Source organism: Wolbachia endosymbiont (group A) of Therophilus tumidulus (assembly GCF_964277345.1).
In the GTDB taxonomy this organism is placed as follows: domain Bacteria; phylum Pseudomonadota; class Alphaproteobacteria; order Rickettsiales; family Anaplasmataceae; genus Wolbachia; species Wolbachia pipientis.
Window position 1 is genome coordinate 389,348 of sequence record NZ_OZ195515.1, and the last position, 16,088, is coordinate 405,435.

Consider the following 16,088-nt stretch of genomic DNA (forward strand, 5'->3'; position numbering starts at 1 on the left):
CTATAATTTTAAATTTATAGTGTACTAATTAATAGTATAATTTTACAGGGGCATTTCAATAGATCTCTTGCATAAAAATTCCTTGATAAACCTCGCCAGCCCCCTTATCATGAAACTGAAGCTATTTATTTATCTTCTCTGTACAGATTAAATGACAAAAAAACTCACGTATCTGGCGTCTCATGTTTAATTTTTTGCACTATGTGCACCTTATGTCTTTATAAAATTTCTAGGTTTTTACCTAATATAAGCTAAAATGCGCTTATAAAGCATTTAAAACATAAAAAAACGCCAACTTAAAAAATGGATAGTGAATAACTAGCTACCCTAGGGTTTCTTTTGCCTTTTTTTCTGTTTAGTAAATTTCTTAAACATTTATGACTAAAGGTTAGTTGCATTAAAAAGCAGCTAAATCGCGGTTATTAAGCGTTTAGAATAAAAAAACGCCATACTTGAAAGTATAATGTAAGTAATTAGCCAACCACGGGGCTTCTTTTGCCTTTTTTTTCGTTTGGTAAATTTCTTAAATATTTATAGCTAAACGACAACCGTCATCCCGCTACGTGTTAGCGGGATCTCTTGTTAGCGGCTGAGATACCGCGAATGAATCGCGGTATGACGGTTCGCGGTGACATGACGATAACCTCGTCATCCCGCTACGTGTTAGCGGGATCTATGTTAAGGTATGGCGGTTAAATAAGGGATCTATGTTAAGAGATACCGCGAATGAATCGCGGTATGACGGTTCGTGACGGTATGACGGTTCGCGGTGACATGACGATAACCTCGTCATCCCGCTACGTGTTAGCGGGATCTATGTTAAGGTATGGCGGTTAAATAAGGGATCTATGTTAAGAGATACCGCGAATGAATCGCGGTATGACGGTTCGTGGCGGTATGACGGTTCGCGGTGACATGACGATAACCTCGTCATCCCGCTACGTGTTAGCGGGATCTATGTTAAGGTATGGCGGTTAAATAAGGGATCTATGTTAAGAGATACCGCGAATAGACTTCTTTCGAAACTAGGATAAAGCAGTAAAAATAGTAATTTTGAGGTAAGGAGAAATGAAGTATGAAATAGTGAAAGAGCTCGATAAAGGGGAGTTTCGTCGACTAACAGGAGTAAAGAGATCAACATTTAACAAAATGGTAGGGATTTTATGTGAAGAAAATAAAAAAAAGAAAGCCAAAGGAGGAAGGAAAAATAAGCTAAACGAGGAGAATATGCTGCTCATGGTATTAGAATACTTACGAGAATACCGTACATATTTTCACATAAGTCAAAGTTATGGAGTAAGTGAAAGTACGGCATATAAAACTGTAAAATGGGTAGAGGATACTCTAATACAACACCAAGATTTCGCATTGCCAGGACGAAAAGAACTCCTAAAAAGCGACGTGAAATATGAGATTTTGGTGATTGATGCAACGGAAACACCTGTAGAGAGACCAAAAAAAAGCAGAAAAGATTTTATTCAGGAAAGAAGAAAAAACATACGCTAAAAACACAAATAATTGCAGAAAAGAAGAGCAAGAAAATTATTTGTACGTCATTTTCAAACGGGAGAAAGCATGACTTTCGGCTTTTCAAGGAGTCAAAAGTGCATGTATCAGAAGGTATAAAAGTTTTAGCCGATGCTGGCTATAGAGGTTTTCAGAAAATTCACAAAAATGTCGAGTTGCCACACAGAAGGATGAAAAAGAGTCCCTTAATTAAGGAAAAAAAGGTAGAAAATCGGGAGCTAGCAAGCAAAAGAGTAGTAGTTGAGAATGTAATTGGTCTGTTAAAAAGATTCAAAATTATTGCAGACAGATACCGCAATCGGAGAAAACGTTTTGGCTTGAGATTCAATTTAATAGCAGGAATTCACAATTTTGAGCTGTCTATATGAGTTTCGAAAGAGGTCTAATGAATCGCGGTATGACGGTTCGTGGCGGTATGACGGTTCGCGGTGACATGACGATAACCTCGTCATCCCGCTACGTGTTAGCGGGATCTATGTTAAGGTATGGCGGTTAAATAAGGGATCTATGTTAAGAGATACCGCGAATGAATCGCGGTATGACGGTTCGCGGCGGGATTCCAGTGTCTGGGCACTGGGATGACAGGAAAAGGGGCTACTTGGATTACAGCAGATCACCTCTTCACAAAAATTTTATCAGTAATACGCATATCAATGATACTCCAATCGCTGAAAGTAAAATCAGTTGTATTTTGCAAGTGGTTTAAATAGTCCCATGCACTATAAGGATTATCTTCAGGCAGTTTCACTGTGGAACCGTTATCAAATATGATATTCCATCTTCTATTCCCTATATAAGCAAAAGAGGAAATGTGGTCACTTAATTGAGTTTTACTCTCTAACACATCTTTAACAAATTCTAGGTTTGATAACGAGTTTTGTCCTGTAATTACAACAAGATCATCTACTGGATAGTCATCTACGATCACTTTGCCTTCGAAATCAATTACCGAGGTCTTGTTATTGTCTTTCCAGAGAGCAAACGGTTTATGTTCATCTATATTAATGTGTAGGGTATTAGGTAAAATTCTGTGAACTCTTACGTATTTTATCCATCTGCTTACGGATTGTATGTTACCGGCAAGTTTTGAAAGTGATATATACAGGATAGGTTGCGTTCTATCTGTCAAACTTAGAATATCCTTTTTGTTTGTAAATTTATTGCCGCTCACAACTACTTCGTCGATTGAAAATCCACTACTGAGTAATAAACTGGATAGGCAGTCATTATACCAAGTAAAGTAGTAATTAAATCGATTTATTATTTTATCAAGTGAGCTGTAGAGTATTAGCGTAAGAAAAAGTGCTGTGATAATAACCAAGGCACACTTGCGCAAAAAACTCCTTTGGCTTCTAGTAACATTGCTCAACATGACTTAAATCCCTAATATTTTTGTGCTGCTTCAATAATAATTTTAACTAATTCATTAAAATTGATTCCTTTTGCCAATTTTGCAATTTCTGGCACTAATGATAACTCAGTAAAGCCAGGATGTGTATTAATCTCAAGCATTTTTAAAGTGTTATTTTTGGGATTATAACGGAAATCTGAGCGGGAAATAGTTTTGCATCCTAAAAATTGATGAATTTTCAGTGCATGTTCCAAGGTCATTTTATATATATTGTCAGGAATTTCAGCAGGAAATATATGTTCTGCAAATCCATCTGTATACTTTGCTTCATAATCATAGAATTTATTTTTTGGTCGTATTTCTATAGTGCCAATTGCTTCATTTAGCAATACAGCAGTATGTAACTCTACACCTGGAATGTATTCTTCTATAATCATCTTTTCCATTATAGTAGAACTGTTATCTTTCAGTTCTAAGTAATCCTCGTGCGAGAAAATTATGTGCACTCCAATACTTGAACCTTCGTTAATTGGTTTTAAGACGTACGGATAATCGATTTTAATATTATTTTTTAGTACATCTTCTCGGCTAATTACATAACCTTTTGGAGTGTCGATACTAAGGGATCGAAATATATGCTTTGACATCACTTTATTCATAGCAACAGCAGAAGCCATAACTCCTGAGTGTGTATATTTTATACCTAAAATCTCCAGTAAACCTTGAATGCAGCCATCTTCACCATAAGGTCCATGCAGAGCGATAAAAGCAAGGTGGGGATTAATTTTTTTAAGCTTTTCAGCAATGTTGCTGTCAACATCTATTTCTATTGCATTATATGAAAGGCTATCAAGCGCCTTTTTTACTGCTTTTCCACTCATAAGCGATACTTCTCTCTCACAAGAAAACCCACCACTTAAAATTGCTATAGTTGGAATCATGGGCATTCTATGTTTTACTATATAGCATATATAAAAGATGCTCTTATCTTCAATAGAAAAAACGCTTTGAAAAATTCTATAGCTCTATCCTATGCACAACTGTACAGACATTGCAATTTGCAGGTGGTGTCATTCCAGTCTGAAATCCAGCTTTTTCATAATCATCAAAACGTTGTATTTTAACATAAAACGGCTACTTTTATACTTAATAAAATTCCTGGATCCCAGTGTCAAGCACTGGGATGACACCGTCATAAAGGAACCAGTGTCAGCTACTCGGATGACATCATCTTTTTTTCTGGATCCAAGTAGTCAGAGCACTGGAATGACATCATAGGGGCTCGGATGACAAAGGAGAGCTACTTGCATGACACCATCTGCCACCTGCAAATTGCAATGTTCGTACGATTGTGCGTCACGCGTTGGAATGACAAAAAAGAGTGAGTTGCTAGTTTTTCATATGGTTATGCAAGGAGTCTGATCTTTTTCTTTGTTAATATTACTCTAAATTTTCGTCAAAATAAGCTGTTTTATCCTTTTTTTCCTTATACTCTTCTGCAGTATAGAGGGGTTGCTTTTTAGCTGTGATATTTGGCCACTTTTGTGAGTATTCTACATTTATATCGTAAAATAACTTGAAAGTTTTTTGTTCGCTGCTCAGCAACTCTTCATCTAGTTCTAAAATATCTTTTATGGAATCATCAGTTACAATTGCATCTACTGGACACTCAGGTATGCACACTCCGCAATCAATACATTCATCTGGGTTAATCACGAGCATGTTTTTGCCTTCATAGAAGCAGTCAACGGGACATACTTCCACGCAGTCTGTATATTTACATTTTATGCATTTATCTGTAACAAAATGCGTCATAAAACACTGTATATTTGCATTATCTTGGGTACACTAAATTGATAAGAAATTCAAGCTTTTTATGAAGATAAATAAATTGAACAACAAAGAATTAGAAGTATGGTTAAGCCTGGCTAGAACCATAGGACCAATAAAGTTTTTTAGTATACTAAGAACACACGGATCGCTAGATGAGGTGCTAAAATATCTCAATAGGGTGGCTAATGATAAGGTGTATGGCATTCAAGATGCACGAGAAGAAATCAATAATGCAGAAAGAATTGGAGCTAAAATTATACCCGCATGTGACCCAGATTACCCTGATCTTTTAAGAAATATCCCTAGTTGTCCTCCTGTAATAACTGCGCTTGGTGATATATCATTATTAAGCCGTGAGATAATTGCAATAATCGGTGGGCGTAACTCTTCAATGAATGGAAGAAATTTTGCCAATAAGTTGGCACTTGATTTAAGTGAAGCTGGTTTTGTTATCATTTCTGGACTTGCAAGAGGAATTGATACTGCAGCAAACAGTGTAATATACAAAAATCACCCCACTATTGCTGTTACAGCAAGCGGAATTGATGTGGTGTATCCAAAAGAGAATTTTGATCTATACAAAAAAATCACTGGGAATGGTGGGTTGGTAATTACTGAGCTTCCATTTGCTACTAAACCAAAGCCTCAGTATTTTCCTCAAAGGAATCGAATTATATCTGGCCTATCGCTAGGTGTTGCAGTGATTGAAGCATCGAAACGTTCTGGCTCTCTAATAACAGCAGATTTTGCTTTAAATCAAGGGAGAGAGGTGTTTGCAGTTTCTGGTTTCCCTTTAGATTCACGCTGTAGTGGTAGTAATTATTTAATTAAAAACGGTGCTAAGCTTATCGAATCCGCTGATGACATAATAGAGAGTATTAGGTTTAGTTTACCTCCGCAGCAAAAAAACCTATTTGATGTTGAGCACCATTTTGTTAACCAAAAACAAGAAAAATTACAACAGGCAAAATCTGTTATAGTTGATCATATTAACTCTGTACCTGTTGATATAGATGAACTTATATTAGCAAGCGGACTTTCTACCAACATAGCTCTAATGGCTCTTTTAGAACTAGAGTTGGAAAACAAAATAGAGCGTTCACCGGGGAATAAAATATCGTTAATTTTCTAGATTACTTTAGCTATACTAGATGTTCGTACAGATATATGCTTGACACTGGAATGATGACATTTATCATAGGATTCTTAGTTGCTGATTTTAGAATTGATAAGAGAAAACTTTTTTTCAACTTGTTGTATAATTTTATAAAAGTGATCGAAATCTAAGCTTGCACTGCCAATTAAAACTCCTGATAAATTTGAAATATTTAACAAATTTTCTATATTTTCTGAACTAACTGAACCACCATATATAATGTGTTTTTTACCAGTACACAATTTTATTACCTCTATCACCTCAGTAATTGCATCATTATTTGGCACATGACCTGTGCCTATTGCCCATATTGGCTCATATGCTACGGTATATTCACCGTGTGTTGGCAAGCGGTTTTTACATTGATATTCTATTACTTCTTTTGTTTTTTCATTCTTATAATCTTCTGAATTTTCACCTACACAGATAATTGGGTGTAAGCCTGATTCTATTGCTATTTCCGACTTAAGTTTTATTTCACTATCTTTTTCATTAGCCCTTTCAGAATGCCCAAGTATTACGTAAGTACACCCTAGTTCTTTTAACATTTCTGCGCTAATTTCACCTGTGTAAGAACCGGACTTTTTCTGATGGCAATTCTGTGCTCCTATACTAATATTATTGCTTAGCTCTATACTATCTGGCAATGATGTAAAAGGAGGGCAAATCACTAGCTTAGAGGTAATTTCGTTGCTCTTGTTGTTAAGTTTGCCTATAAAGTCAACAAATGAAGAACGCATTCCATTCATTTTCCAATTTGCTACTATTAAAAAGGACATCAACTTTACTTATATGGGCGAGAGTGCCGGCTGTCGGACTTGAACTGACAACCTACTGATTACAAGTCAGTTGCTCTACCAATTGAGCTAAGCCGGCGTTAAACACATTAATAATATACAATTATCAATGAATTTTCGTCAACTAATTTTTAAAATACTGTATAATGAAAATAATATGAAAAAATTTTTACTGAAGCCAAAAAAGAGTCTAGGGCAAAATTTTATTTTATCGAGTGAGATAACAAAAAAAATCGTCGCTTTAGCTGGTAGTCTGGAAAATTTTAATGTCATTGAAATTGGTCCTGGATATGGTGCATTAACAAGAGAAATATTGGTGCATAATCCAAAGTCTCTACTTTCTATAGAAAAAGATAGAGATTTAGTAAAACACCATGACCAACTGCTAAATGAGCATCAAGGAAAGTATAGAATTATAGAAGCGGATGCACTGCATGTTACAGAAGAAGAGCTGATAGAGCGCCCAGTTAAAGTTATTGCTAACTTGCCTTACAATATCTCGGTAGTGTTATTTTTAAAGTGGTTAAATAATATAAAATTTTTTACGAACTTGACATTAATGTTTCAAAAAGAGGTAGCAGATCGCATTACGGCAAGACCCAATTCTAAAGATTATGGTTCCTTATCAGTGCTAAGCCAGTTACTATGTGATATAAAAAAGGAATTTGATATTGAACCTAAAGAGTTTTTTCCAAGACCAAAAATACATTCTTCAGTAATTACAGTAAATCCTTTGCCTACCCCAAAGTTTGCAGTAAATTTGGAAACCTTAACAAGATTAACACGTGTCGTTTTTTCTCAAAGAAGAAAGATGCTGAGAAATAGCTTGCAAAATATAACGAACCACGCTGAAACTGTCCTTGAAAACGCTAAATTGAGCGGAAACCAGCGTCCAGAAAACTTAACTATTGAGCAGTTTTGTTTGCTGGCAAATAATGTAGAATGCTTATTTTGCAATAAAATGTATTAGCAACCATATAGCTTTTCTATCTCCTAAAAACAGTTAGAGCTATACAATTAAAGGCTCCTAGCTAATTTTGCCTATTGCAATTTAATTAATTGGCGTATAAGCTTTAAATAAAGCCTATGAAAAAAATGGAAGCTTGTTATTCGTTTGACGATATACTTCTTTTGCCAGCCTATTCTAATATATTGCCTTGCGATGCAGATACAAAAACTTATTTAACAAATAGTATAGAACTAAATATCCCTCTCATATCCTCTGCAATGGATACTGTTACTGAATCGGGCTTTGCAATAGCTATTGCCCAACATGGAGGGATAGGTTGCATACATAAGAATTTATCAATAGATGAACAAGTTTTAGAAGTGAGAAGGGTGAAAAAATATGAAAGTTGGATCGTGTATAACCCAATTACGATTTCACCGGATAAAACAGTTGCGGAAGCAATTTCATTAATGAGAGAGCACAATTATTCTGGCATTCCTGTAGTCGATCAACGCAAGTTAGTTGGAATTTTAACTAACCGAGATGTGAGATTTATTGAAGACCAGAACATGAATGTAAAAGTTTCCGAAGTGATGACAAAAGATAAGTTAGTGACAGTGCGGGAGCAGGGAGTGAATAGTGCCTCAGCAATGAAATTGTTGCATGAAAATAGAATAGAAAAGCTTTTGGTCGTAGATGAAAATTCTTGTTGTATAGGTTTAATTACGGTTAAAGACATTGAAAAATACAATAGATACCCAAATTCATGTAAAGACAGTAAAGGGCGTCTCAGAGTTGCCGCTGCAATTGGCACTGGTAAAAAAGATGGTATAGACAGATGTGAAGCTTTGATCGGAGAAGAAGTTGATGTAGTTGTTGTGGATACTGCTCACGGTCATTCCGAAAACGTTATCAATACCATTAGGGAAATAAAAAAGATGTATCCTAATACGCAATTAATTGGCGGAAACATTGCAACAAAGGAGGCTGCTGAAGCGTTGATTGATGCGGGTGTTGATGCAGTGAAGGTTGGAATAGGACCAGGATCAATCTGTACAACCAGAATAGTTACAGGTGTTGGTGTGCCACAATTCTCTGCAATCAAGAATGTTGCAGAGGCGTGTAGAGCAAGAAACGTCAGACTAATTGCTGATGGTGGGGTAAAATACTCAGGAGATGTTGCAAAAGCTATTGCAGCTGGTGCTGACTCTGTGATGATTGGTTCGATTTTTGCTGGCACTGACGAAAGCCCAGGTGAGATTATTATGTATAAGGGCAGAGCATATAAAGGCTATCGAGGAATGGGATCTATTAGTGCAATGAAACGAGGTTCAGCTAGCCGTTATTTTCAAGATAAAGATTCAAAACTCAAATTAGTTCCACAAGGAGTGGAAGGAAGAGTTCCATTCAAAGGTCCAGCTTCAGGAGTAATCCATCAATTGATTGGCGGATTGCAAGCTGCAATGGGGTATACTGGTAATAGGAATATAGAAGAGATGAAAAAAAATTGTAAATTTGTTACTATTACTGCATCAGGATTAAGAGAGAGTCACGCTCATGATATAGTCATTACACAAGAAGCTCCAAATTATGCTTATCAAACGTCCAATTTGTCAACCGATTCGGAGTAGTCCAGAAAAAGTAGAGAGAAAGTTAAGACGTTTTTGGAGTAAAATAAAACGTTTTTTCAAAATATGACAAATAGAAGAGAATATACAGCAGAATTCAAATTAGAAGCTGTTAAGCTGGTTAAAGAAACAGGTCAAGCAAGTACAAAAATAGCAAAAGATCTAGGTATAGATGGTAGTATGTTAAGTAAGAAAATATGATGGAAAAATGTCTGGAGCATACGCATTTCCAGGCAAAGGCTCCTTATGACAAAGAAAGATTTGATCTAAAAAAAGAGCTAATAAGAGAAAGAGACATCTTAAAAAAAGCCCTGGGCAAAGAAAAAGAGTAAAGTATTCTTTTATATAGAAATTGCTATAAAACACAGGAACTATGTAGGGTTTTGTACTGGTGGTATGGGTTGCTAAGGAAAAAAGCAGTAAAGAATTAGCAAAAGAAGGGCTTCTAGCAGATATTCAAAAAATACATCAAGCTTCTAAATGCAGATATGGAGCCCCTAAAATTCACGCTGAATTAAAAGCTTTAGGCAAAAATTAAAACAGTACAAAGTGTTATGCAAGAAAATGGCATTAAAGCCAAGTTTAGACGAAGGTTCAAAAATAAAAAACAGCAAATAAGCAACCGAGTTGTGGCTCCGAACACATTAGACCTCTTTCGAAACTCATATAGACAGCTCAAAATTGTGAATTCCTGCTATTAAATTGAATCTCAAGCCAAAACGTTTTCTCCGATTGCGGTATCTGTCTGCAATAATTTTGAATCTTTTTAACAGACCAATTACATTCTCAACTACTACTCTTTTGCTTGCTAGCTCCCGATTTTCTACCTTTTTTTCCTTAATTAAGGGACTCTTTTTCATCCTTCTGTGTGGCAACTCGACATTTTTGTGAATTTTCTGAAAACCTCTATAGCCAGCATCGGCTAAAACTTTTATACCTTCTGATACATGCACTTTTGACTCCTTGAAAAGCCGAAAGTCATGCTTTCTCCCGTTTGAAAATGACGTACAAATAATTTTCTTGCTCTTCTTTTCTGCAATTATTTGTGTTTTTAGCGTATGTTTTTTCTTCTTTCCTGAATAAAATCTTTTCTGCTTTTTTTTGGTCTCTCTACAGGTGTTTCCGTTGCATCAATCACCAAAATCTCATATTTCACGTCGCTTTTTAGGAGTTCTTTTCGTCCTGGCAATGCGAAATCTTGGTGTTGTATTAGAGTATCCTCTACCCATTTTACAGTTTTATATGCCGTACTTTCACTTACTCCATAACTTTGACTTATGTGAAAATATGTACGGTATTCTCGTAAGTATTCTAATACCATGAGCAGCATATTCTCCTCGTTTAGCTTATTTTTCCTTCCTCCTTTGGCTTTCTTTTTTTTATTTTCTTCACATAAAATCCCTACCATTTTGTTAAATGTTGATCTCTTTACTCCTGTTAGTCGACGAAACTCCCCTTTATCGAGCTCTTTCACTATTTCATACTTCATTTCTCCTTACCTCAAAATTACTATTTTTACTGCTTTATCCTAGTTTCGAAAGAAGTCTATTGGATCAAAATTTTACTACTGATCAGCCAAATAAAGTTTGGGATTACCTACATAAAAACTAAAGAAGGTTGTTGGCGGCAATAATTGACCTATATTCACGCATGGTGGTTAATGAGTAACATGATAATTAGTTATAGATTCTTTATTGATGGCTGTTGATAAACGCAAACCCGATAAAAATCTGCTGTTACATAGCGATCAAGGGTCACAGTATACCTCTCAAAATTACCAATTTCTATTGAATACAAAAAACATCATTTCCAGCATGAGCCATAAGGGCTGTTGTTACGATAACTCTGTTGCAGAAAAGTTCACTTAAAAGGGAGCTGCTTATTGATACTTCTCGCTCAACAAACTAGAACTACCATATTTGAATACATAGAAATCTTTTATAACAAATAACGTAGACATTCTACTATTAACTATTGCATTCCTGCACAATTTATTCTCATGATAAAAACGTCTTAACTTTCTCTCTACTTTTTCTGGGTAAGGTCAAATAGAGAATTTTACAAAAATCTATTTTTAACTTACAATCAATTATTACAATTTTAAACCTACAACTTATGTATAACAGACTTATAGTCAAATCTTTTTCAGTATTATGCATCTGTTTATTTGCTTTATACATAACACTGCCAAATTTCTTTGATAATAAGCTTTTTATTTCGAAAAAAAGAATAAACTTAGGCCTTGACCTGAAAGGAGGGGCATCTTTGCTTTTAAACATAGACTTAGACTTCTATTTTAAGGAAAAGCTAAGCATGCTAGCTAACGAAATAAAAGAGACATTGCTAACAAAAAATATTGAATCTAACGTACAAAATAGCGTTATAACTTTAAATAATATTGATGATTATAAAAAAGCATCTGTGTTGATTAATGCGATAAATCCAAATTTAGAGCTAAATAGAAAAGATTCTTCAATTCTCATTTCGTATAAACCCCATTATAAAAATTCTTTGATCAGTGAAGTAGCTGCAGAATCAATAAACAATGTCCAGCGCCGTTTGGACAAACTTGGCACAAAGGAAGTCAGCGTTCAAAAACAAGGGCAGAATAAAATATTAGTGCAGGTGCCTGGAGTAGAAGATACCAAGCAGATAAAATCTCTGCTTGGCAAAACTGCTAAGCTAGCTTTTCATTTGGCAAACACTAACATAGCCAAGGTGCAGGATATAGACCATGAAACCACTGTCATGCTCAAGGATTCTTTAGGTAATTCTTATCCAATATTCCGCAAAACTGAAATAGGTGGTGATTCGCTGGTTAACGCATCAGTTAGATTTGGTCACTTAGGTAAACCAACAGTGCATTTTAAATTTGACAGCATAGCGAGTAAAAGATTCGCAAAAATCACTAAAGAAAATGTGGGAAAACCTTTTGCAATTGTTCTGGATAACACAGTCTTAACAGTACCTACAATACGTGAGCCAATTTTAAATGGAGAGGGAGAAATTAGCGGTAATTTCACTGAAAAACAAGCAAGCGAACTTGCAATACTTTTAAAATCTGGAGCACTGCCAGCACCACTTAAAATAATTGAAGAAAAAAACATTGGCCCAAGTCTTGGAGAAGAATCAATAAAGGCAGGGGAAATGGCAGCAACAATCTCTATTATAGCCGTGGCTTTATTTATAATCATCACTTACGGCAAATTAGGTGTATTGGCCTCTGTTGCACTTTTTTCTAATGTAGTTCTTATATTATCAATTCTCACTCTGCTTGAAGCAACTCTAACTTTACCTGGAATTGCCGGTATTGCACTCACTGTCGGTATGGCGGTGGATGCAAATGTTTTAATATTTGAGCGAATTCGTGAGGAAATCAAATCTGGCAAGAGAGTGGAACGTGCTATTGAAGAAGGGTTTAAAAACGCTATAAAGACAATACTGGATTCAAATATCACTACATTAATTGCTGCAGGAATAATGTTCATTATTGGCAGTGGAGCAATAAGAGGCTTTTCTGTCACTCTATCAATAGGAATTTTATGTTCGATGTTTTCTGCAATCACAGTCACAAAACTCCTGATAGAGTTGTGTATGAACCCGAAGGAACTAGCGCTTTGAATGAAGGATTTAGATCTCAGTCAACCACCTTCATTCCCACAACGTTATATCCTGAATCAACGTGCAAAATTTCTCCAGTAGTGCCACTACTTAAGTCGCTTAATAAGTATAACGCTGCCTTGCCAACATCCTCTATTGTAACATTGCGTCTGAGCGGAGAGTTATTTCTATTCCATTCTGATATGGAGTGAAAATCGCTTATTCCAGAAGATGCTAAAGTTCTGATTGGACCAGCGGAAATTGCATTTACTCTGATATTTTGTGGCCCGAGATCACATGCTATATATTTTACACTTGCTTCAAGTGCCGCTTTACATAAACCCATAACGTTATAATTTGGCATAACTTTTTCAGCGCCATAATAAGATAAAGTAAGTAAACTACCACCATTTGACATCATTTTTTCAGCCCTTTGCGCTAAAGCAGTAAAAGAATAGCACGATATATGCATTGCATTGAGGAAGTTATCCAGTGAAGTATTGACATATTTACCATCTAACTCATTTTTATCGGAGAATGCTATTGCATGCACCAAAAAGTCAAGAGTACCCCATTTTTTCTCTATTATTTCGAAAGCGTTATCTATGATTTTTTCATTTGAAACGTCGCAGTGTAATATTAGCTCCACATTTAGTTCATCTGCTATTGGTGATAGTTTTTCTTTTATTATTTCATTCTGGTAGGTGATTGCAAGTTCTGCTCCGTGCTCTGAGAGAGTTTTTGCTATACCGTATGCTATTGATCTCTTATTTATTATTCCGGTTATTAATCCCTTTTTGCCTTGTAATAGACTTGTCGTCATAGAACTATCTGTTTTTTTATAATTTGGAATATTAACTAGGTAAAGTCAAGATATCACTATGTTTTAAAATATTTTTTGCAGTAACTTGAAGTCTATAAACAGTAATCTTGATTCTTCTACAACAAAGCCATCCCGTATGACATTTTGTCTATACCTAATTAAGCATATCAATAAGTAAGTAAATCTTAATATAATCTTATTATACTTATAAATACGCTGTATAGAATGAAAGTATGGATGATTTCATAACTGCAAGAAGAAAAGATGATGCTGTGGTATCTGTTTGTCAGGATAATAAGAAAAAAAACGTGTTAATTTTAGGGCTCAATCAAGCCGCAAGGAATTTGTTAAAATACGAGGAAGGGAATTTACTTAATAAGCCGTTAATCAATATTTTAAGTGCAAGAGCAGCTGACGACATGAAGAATTATTTAGAGTATACCGAAAATGGGCACGATTTACTTGATATATTACCTAAAGTGATAGATTTTTCCTTAACTGATGCTAAAGGAGAAGATATCAGGACAAAAGTAAAAGTTTTCCGCACTGCACAATTTGCCAGTAATAAAATAAATTATGAGCTGTTAATACGTGATATCAGTTTGTCCCATAAATTAGGAATCTTTAGAGATGAATATCTAATGGGTAAGAAATATAAAAACCATGACTTATTCGATATACCGGGCAATGAGTCCACTATTTTAGAGTTATACGTTATATTGAATTTCGCCTTTCAACATCAAATTAATGCAGCTATAGGAATAATTGGCTTAAATAGTAGCTGTAGCGAGACAAATGATGCACTGAAAGTTGTCATAGAACATTTTTATAAAAATTGCCGTAGTGATGATTTTCTAGGGTATATTGATGAGAATAAAGTGCTTTTTGTTTTGATTAACTGCGATGTAAAAAGTACATCTAAAATAATTAATCGTATACATTCTGCCATTAATAAGCAGTTATTAATGCAAAAATTACCAAGTGTATCAATAATTTATGGGAATATAGCTCAAAAACAGGCAGCAAAATCTACCAGCGGTGCCTTCTGAAAAGTTGTTTTTTATTTATATTGAGTTTAAACTTAAATTTTTATAAAGATTTAAGGTTATTTATGAAGTTAAAGTACTACCTGGTAGCACTGCTTTCATCATTGTTTTTGCAGAATAGTGCTAGCTCTAAAACAATTTTGGATAAGGAAATATTTTATGCAGAACTAGACGGAAAAATAGATTTGAGATTCGGCTACGCCTTCAACAGAGATTCTTTCAATGCTAAGCCTAAGGATAAAACTTCAAGTTATTCATACTTGCGCTTTCTTTATTTACAGCAAGTTTATCCAAATACTCAAATGGGGGTTAATGTTAAGGCAGGGGTTTCTGGTATTGCAAACCTAAAAGCGTTAGACATAGAAAAGTTAGACATGGAGGAATGGTATTTTATCATAAAAAACCAGGAACTTGGATCAGTTGAATATGGTAAAAGAAGTTTAGTTAGTCAGAGCATGTTAATTAACACTTCAAAAATTTATGCAGCTGCTGGAGGAGTAAATGTTCATTGGACAAACTATGCAAATTTGCGCGGTGATCATAAAAAAGATGGTGACCCTGGATATGATCAAGACAAGGTGTTCTGGGTCAAGCCCAATATTTATAGCGATTATAATGAACTCGAACTAGGGTTAAAACAATCATCAATTAACTACATCTCCCCTGAAATCTATAACTTTCAACTCGGATTCAGTTATGTTCCAGGAAAAAATAACTTACAGTACAGCAATTTAATTGCTGCTGGCCTTTCCTATAAAAACAGCTTGTCAGATGATATAGGTTTTACTACAGCTTTGACTGGTGAATTTGCAAGAGAAAATTTAACTGATTGCTCAGATGGGACTTCTAAAAATTATGAATGCCGCAATCAATTACTACACTGGAATTTTGGTTTGAAGCTAAAATTGTTCGATCTTGATTGCATTTTTTCGTATGGTAATGGTGGTAAATCTGGTGAGAAGCGTAATCCTGAAATAAATAATACGTATTATATGAATGCAGGTATCGCTTACCATTCTGATTCTTACAAATCAAGCTTAACATATTTTAGTAGTGGTAGGGATATTGCAGGCGAAGGTACAAACGAGTTAACATCATATGCTTTAAGTCTTGAAAATTCTCTTTTTTTAGGTACTTCATACTATTTCGATATTGTAAAGTTTAGTACAAAAGAGCCTAAAATAGAAAATAACAACTCTGGTTATGTGTTCTTGGCTGGACTGAAATTAAGTTTTTAATATTGCCTCCTTCCAACACTCTTTTCTGTCATCCAAGGTAACCGTTCACAGATTTCCACTTAATTTTTCAATCTCACTCATGGAGAGGCCAGTAAACTGACCTTACCCAGAAAAAGTGGAGAGAAAGAAAAGAGTTTTTT

Annotated in this window: 17 protein-coding genes, 1 tRNA gene and 1 pseudogene; 11 read left to right on the plus strand and 8 right to left on the minus strand. The window is 35.1% G+C overall.

The genetic code is table 11. The features are described from left to right. Window positions 1–1,068: 1,068 nt before the first annotated feature. Window positions 1,069–1,895 (plus strand): IS5 family transposase gene (locus ACICQD_RS02095; RefSeq protein ID WP_395461446.1). Its coding sequence is split into 2 segments (ribosomal slippage): window positions 1,069–1,456 and window positions 1,456–1,895, totalling 828 coding nucleotides; the frame shifts between segments, so codons are not numbered across the junction. Window positions 1,896–2,140: 245 nt separating this feature from the next. Here the strand turns inward: ACICQD_RS02095 and ACICQD_RS02100 are convergent. The 3 genes and pseudogenes from ACICQD_RS02100 to ACICQD_RS02110 all read right to left on the minus strand — a co-directional run bounded on the left by ACICQD_RS02100 (window position 2,141) and on the right by ACICQD_RS02110 (window position 4,693). Next, on the minus strand, window positions 2,141–2,899 hold the full coding sequence (locus ACICQD_RS02100; RefSeq protein WP_264339297.1) for a cell division protein FtsQ/DivIB: 759 nt from the start codon (window positions 2,897–2,899) through the stop codon (window positions 2,141–2,143). Next, window positions 2,880–3,825, minus strand: a pseudogene (locus ACICQD_RS02105) (D-alanine--D-alanine ligase). The gene ACICQD_RS02100 and the pseudogene ACICQD_RS02105 overlap by 20 nt, the downstream one beginning before the upstream one ends. A 493-nt stretch (window positions 3,826–4,318) precedes the next feature. Continuing rightward, window positions 4,319–4,693: a ferredoxin family protein gene (locus tag ACICQD_RS02110; RefSeq protein WP_010082601.1), complete on the minus strand. Its 375-nt coding sequence runs from the start codon at window positions 4,691–4,693 to the stop codon at window positions 4,319–4,321. Between the two features lie 61 nt (window positions 4,694–4,754). Between ACICQD_RS02110 and dprA the strand changes: the two genes are divergently transcribed. Next, on the plus strand, window positions 4,755–5,843 hold the full coding sequence (gene dprA, locus ACICQD_RS02115) for a DNA-processing protein DprA (protein ID WP_395461515.1): 1,089 nt from the start codon (window positions 4,755–4,757) through the stop codon (window positions 5,841–5,843). Between the two features lie 74 nt (window positions 5,844–5,917). Here dprA and ACICQD_RS02120 read toward each other — a convergent pair whose 3' ends face one another. Together ACICQD_RS02120 and ACICQD_RS02125 are read right to left on the minus strand one after the other, a co-directional pair. Beyond that, window positions 5,918–6,646 (minus strand): triosephosphate isomerase, encoded by a 729-nt coding sequence (locus ACICQD_RS02120; protein ID WP_341811154.1) that lies wholly within the window; start codon window positions 6,644–6,646, stop codon window positions 5,918–5,920. Window positions 6,647–6,670: 24 nt separating this feature from the next. Continuing rightward, window positions 6,671–6,743, minus strand: a tRNA-Thr gene (locus ACICQD_RS02125). Between the two features lie 78 nt (window positions 6,744–6,821). Between ACICQD_RS02125 and rsmA the strand changes: the two genes are divergently transcribed. From rsmA to ACICQD_RS02150, 5 genes are all read left to right on the plus strand, one after another. Continuing rightward, window positions 6,822–7,634 carry a 16S rRNA (adenine(1518)-N(6)/adenine(1519)-N(6))-dimethyltransferase RsmA gene (gene rsmA / locus ACICQD_RS02130; RefSeq protein WP_209472716.1) on the plus strand — a complete coding sequence of 271 codons (813 nt, stop codon included), beginning with the start codon at window positions 6,822–6,824 and terminating at the stop codon, window positions 7,632–7,634. A gap of 116 nt (window positions 7,635–7,750) precedes the next feature. Further along, window positions 7,751–9,244: an IMP dehydrogenase gene (guaB, locus tag ACICQD_RS02135; RefSeq protein WP_065095043.1), complete on the plus strand. Its 1,494-nt coding sequence runs from the start codon at window positions 7,751–7,753 to the stop codon at window positions 9,242–9,244. 63 nt (window positions 9,245–9,307) lie between these two features. Next, a complete protein-coding gene (locus ACICQD_RS02140; RefSeq protein WP_007548354.1) occupies window positions 9,308–9,442 on the plus strand; it encodes an IS3 family transposase in 135 nt (44 codons plus the stop codon). After that, entirely contained in the window at window positions 9,439–9,573 is a 135-nt protein-coding gene (locus tag ACICQD_RS02145) for a hypothetical protein (protein ID WP_007548509.1), read from the plus strand. The genes ACICQD_RS02140 and ACICQD_RS02145 overlap by 4 nt, the downstream gene beginning before the upstream one ends. Window positions 9,574–9,632: 59 nt before the next feature. Next, on the plus strand, window positions 9,633–9,779 hold the full coding sequence (locus tag ACICQD_RS02150; protein ID WP_080717648.1) for an IS3 family transposase: 147 nt from the start codon (window positions 9,633–9,635) through the stop codon (window positions 9,777–9,779). 124 nt (window positions 9,780–9,903) lie between these two features. On the opposite strand, the gene ACICQD_RS02155 is transcribed toward ACICQD_RS02150, so the two are convergent. Further along, window positions 9,904–10,730 (minus strand): IS5 family transposase gene (locus ACICQD_RS02155; protein ID WP_395461446.1). Its coding sequence is split into 2 segments (ribosomal slippage): window positions 9,904–10,343 and window positions 10,343–10,730, totalling 828 coding nucleotides; the frame shifts between segments, so codons are not numbered across the junction. Between the two features lie 193 nt (window positions 10,731–10,923). Between ACICQD_RS02155 and ACICQD_RS02160 the strand changes: the two genes are divergently transcribed. Further along, a complete protein-coding gene (locus ACICQD_RS02160; protein WP_338062968.1) occupies window positions 10,924–11,109 on the plus strand; it encodes a DDE-type integrase/transposase/recombinase in 186 nt (61 codons plus the stop codon). 129 nt (window positions 11,110–11,238) lie between these two features. On the opposite strand, the gene ACICQD_RS02165 is transcribed toward ACICQD_RS02160, so the two are convergent. Next, window positions 11,239–11,520, minus strand: a complete 282-nt coding sequence (locus ACICQD_RS02165; protein ID WP_039964338.1) for a hypothetical protein — start codon at window positions 11,518–11,520, stop codon at window positions 11,239–11,241. Here ACICQD_RS02165 and secD point away from each other — a divergent pair. Beyond that, the gene (gene secD / locus ACICQD_RS02170; protein ID WP_264329758.1) at window positions 11,507–12,862 is read left to right on the plus strand and encodes a protein translocase subunit SecD; all 1,356 of its coding nucleotides are present in this window, start codon (window positions 11,507–11,509) and stop codon (window positions 12,860–12,862) included. The two genes, ACICQD_RS02165 and secD, sit on opposite strands and share 14 nt — an antisense overlap. 16 nt (window positions 12,863–12,878) lie before the next feature. Here secD and ACICQD_RS02175 read toward each other — a convergent pair whose 3' ends face one another. Continuing rightward, the gene (locus tag ACICQD_RS02175) at window positions 12,879–13,664 is read right to left on the minus strand and encodes an enoyl-ACP reductase (protein ID WP_006280349.1); all 786 of its coding nucleotides are present in this window, start codon (window positions 13,662–13,664) and stop codon (window positions 12,879–12,881) included. A gap of 233 nt (window positions 13,665–13,897) precedes the next feature. Here ACICQD_RS02175 and ACICQD_RS02180 point away from each other — a divergent pair, with 233 nt between their 5' ends. Beyond that, window positions 13,898–14,713, plus strand: a complete 816-nt coding sequence (locus tag ACICQD_RS02180) for a hypothetical protein (RefSeq protein WP_264374144.1) — start codon at window positions 13,898–13,900, stop codon at window positions 14,711–14,713. 62 nt (window positions 14,714–14,775) lie between these two features. Further along, window positions 14,776–15,948 (plus strand): porin, encoded by a 1,173-nt coding sequence (locus ACICQD_RS02185; protein WP_395461516.1) that lies wholly within the window; start codon window positions 14,776–14,778, stop codon window positions 15,946–15,948. Window positions 15,949–16,088: the final 140 nt, after the last annotated feature.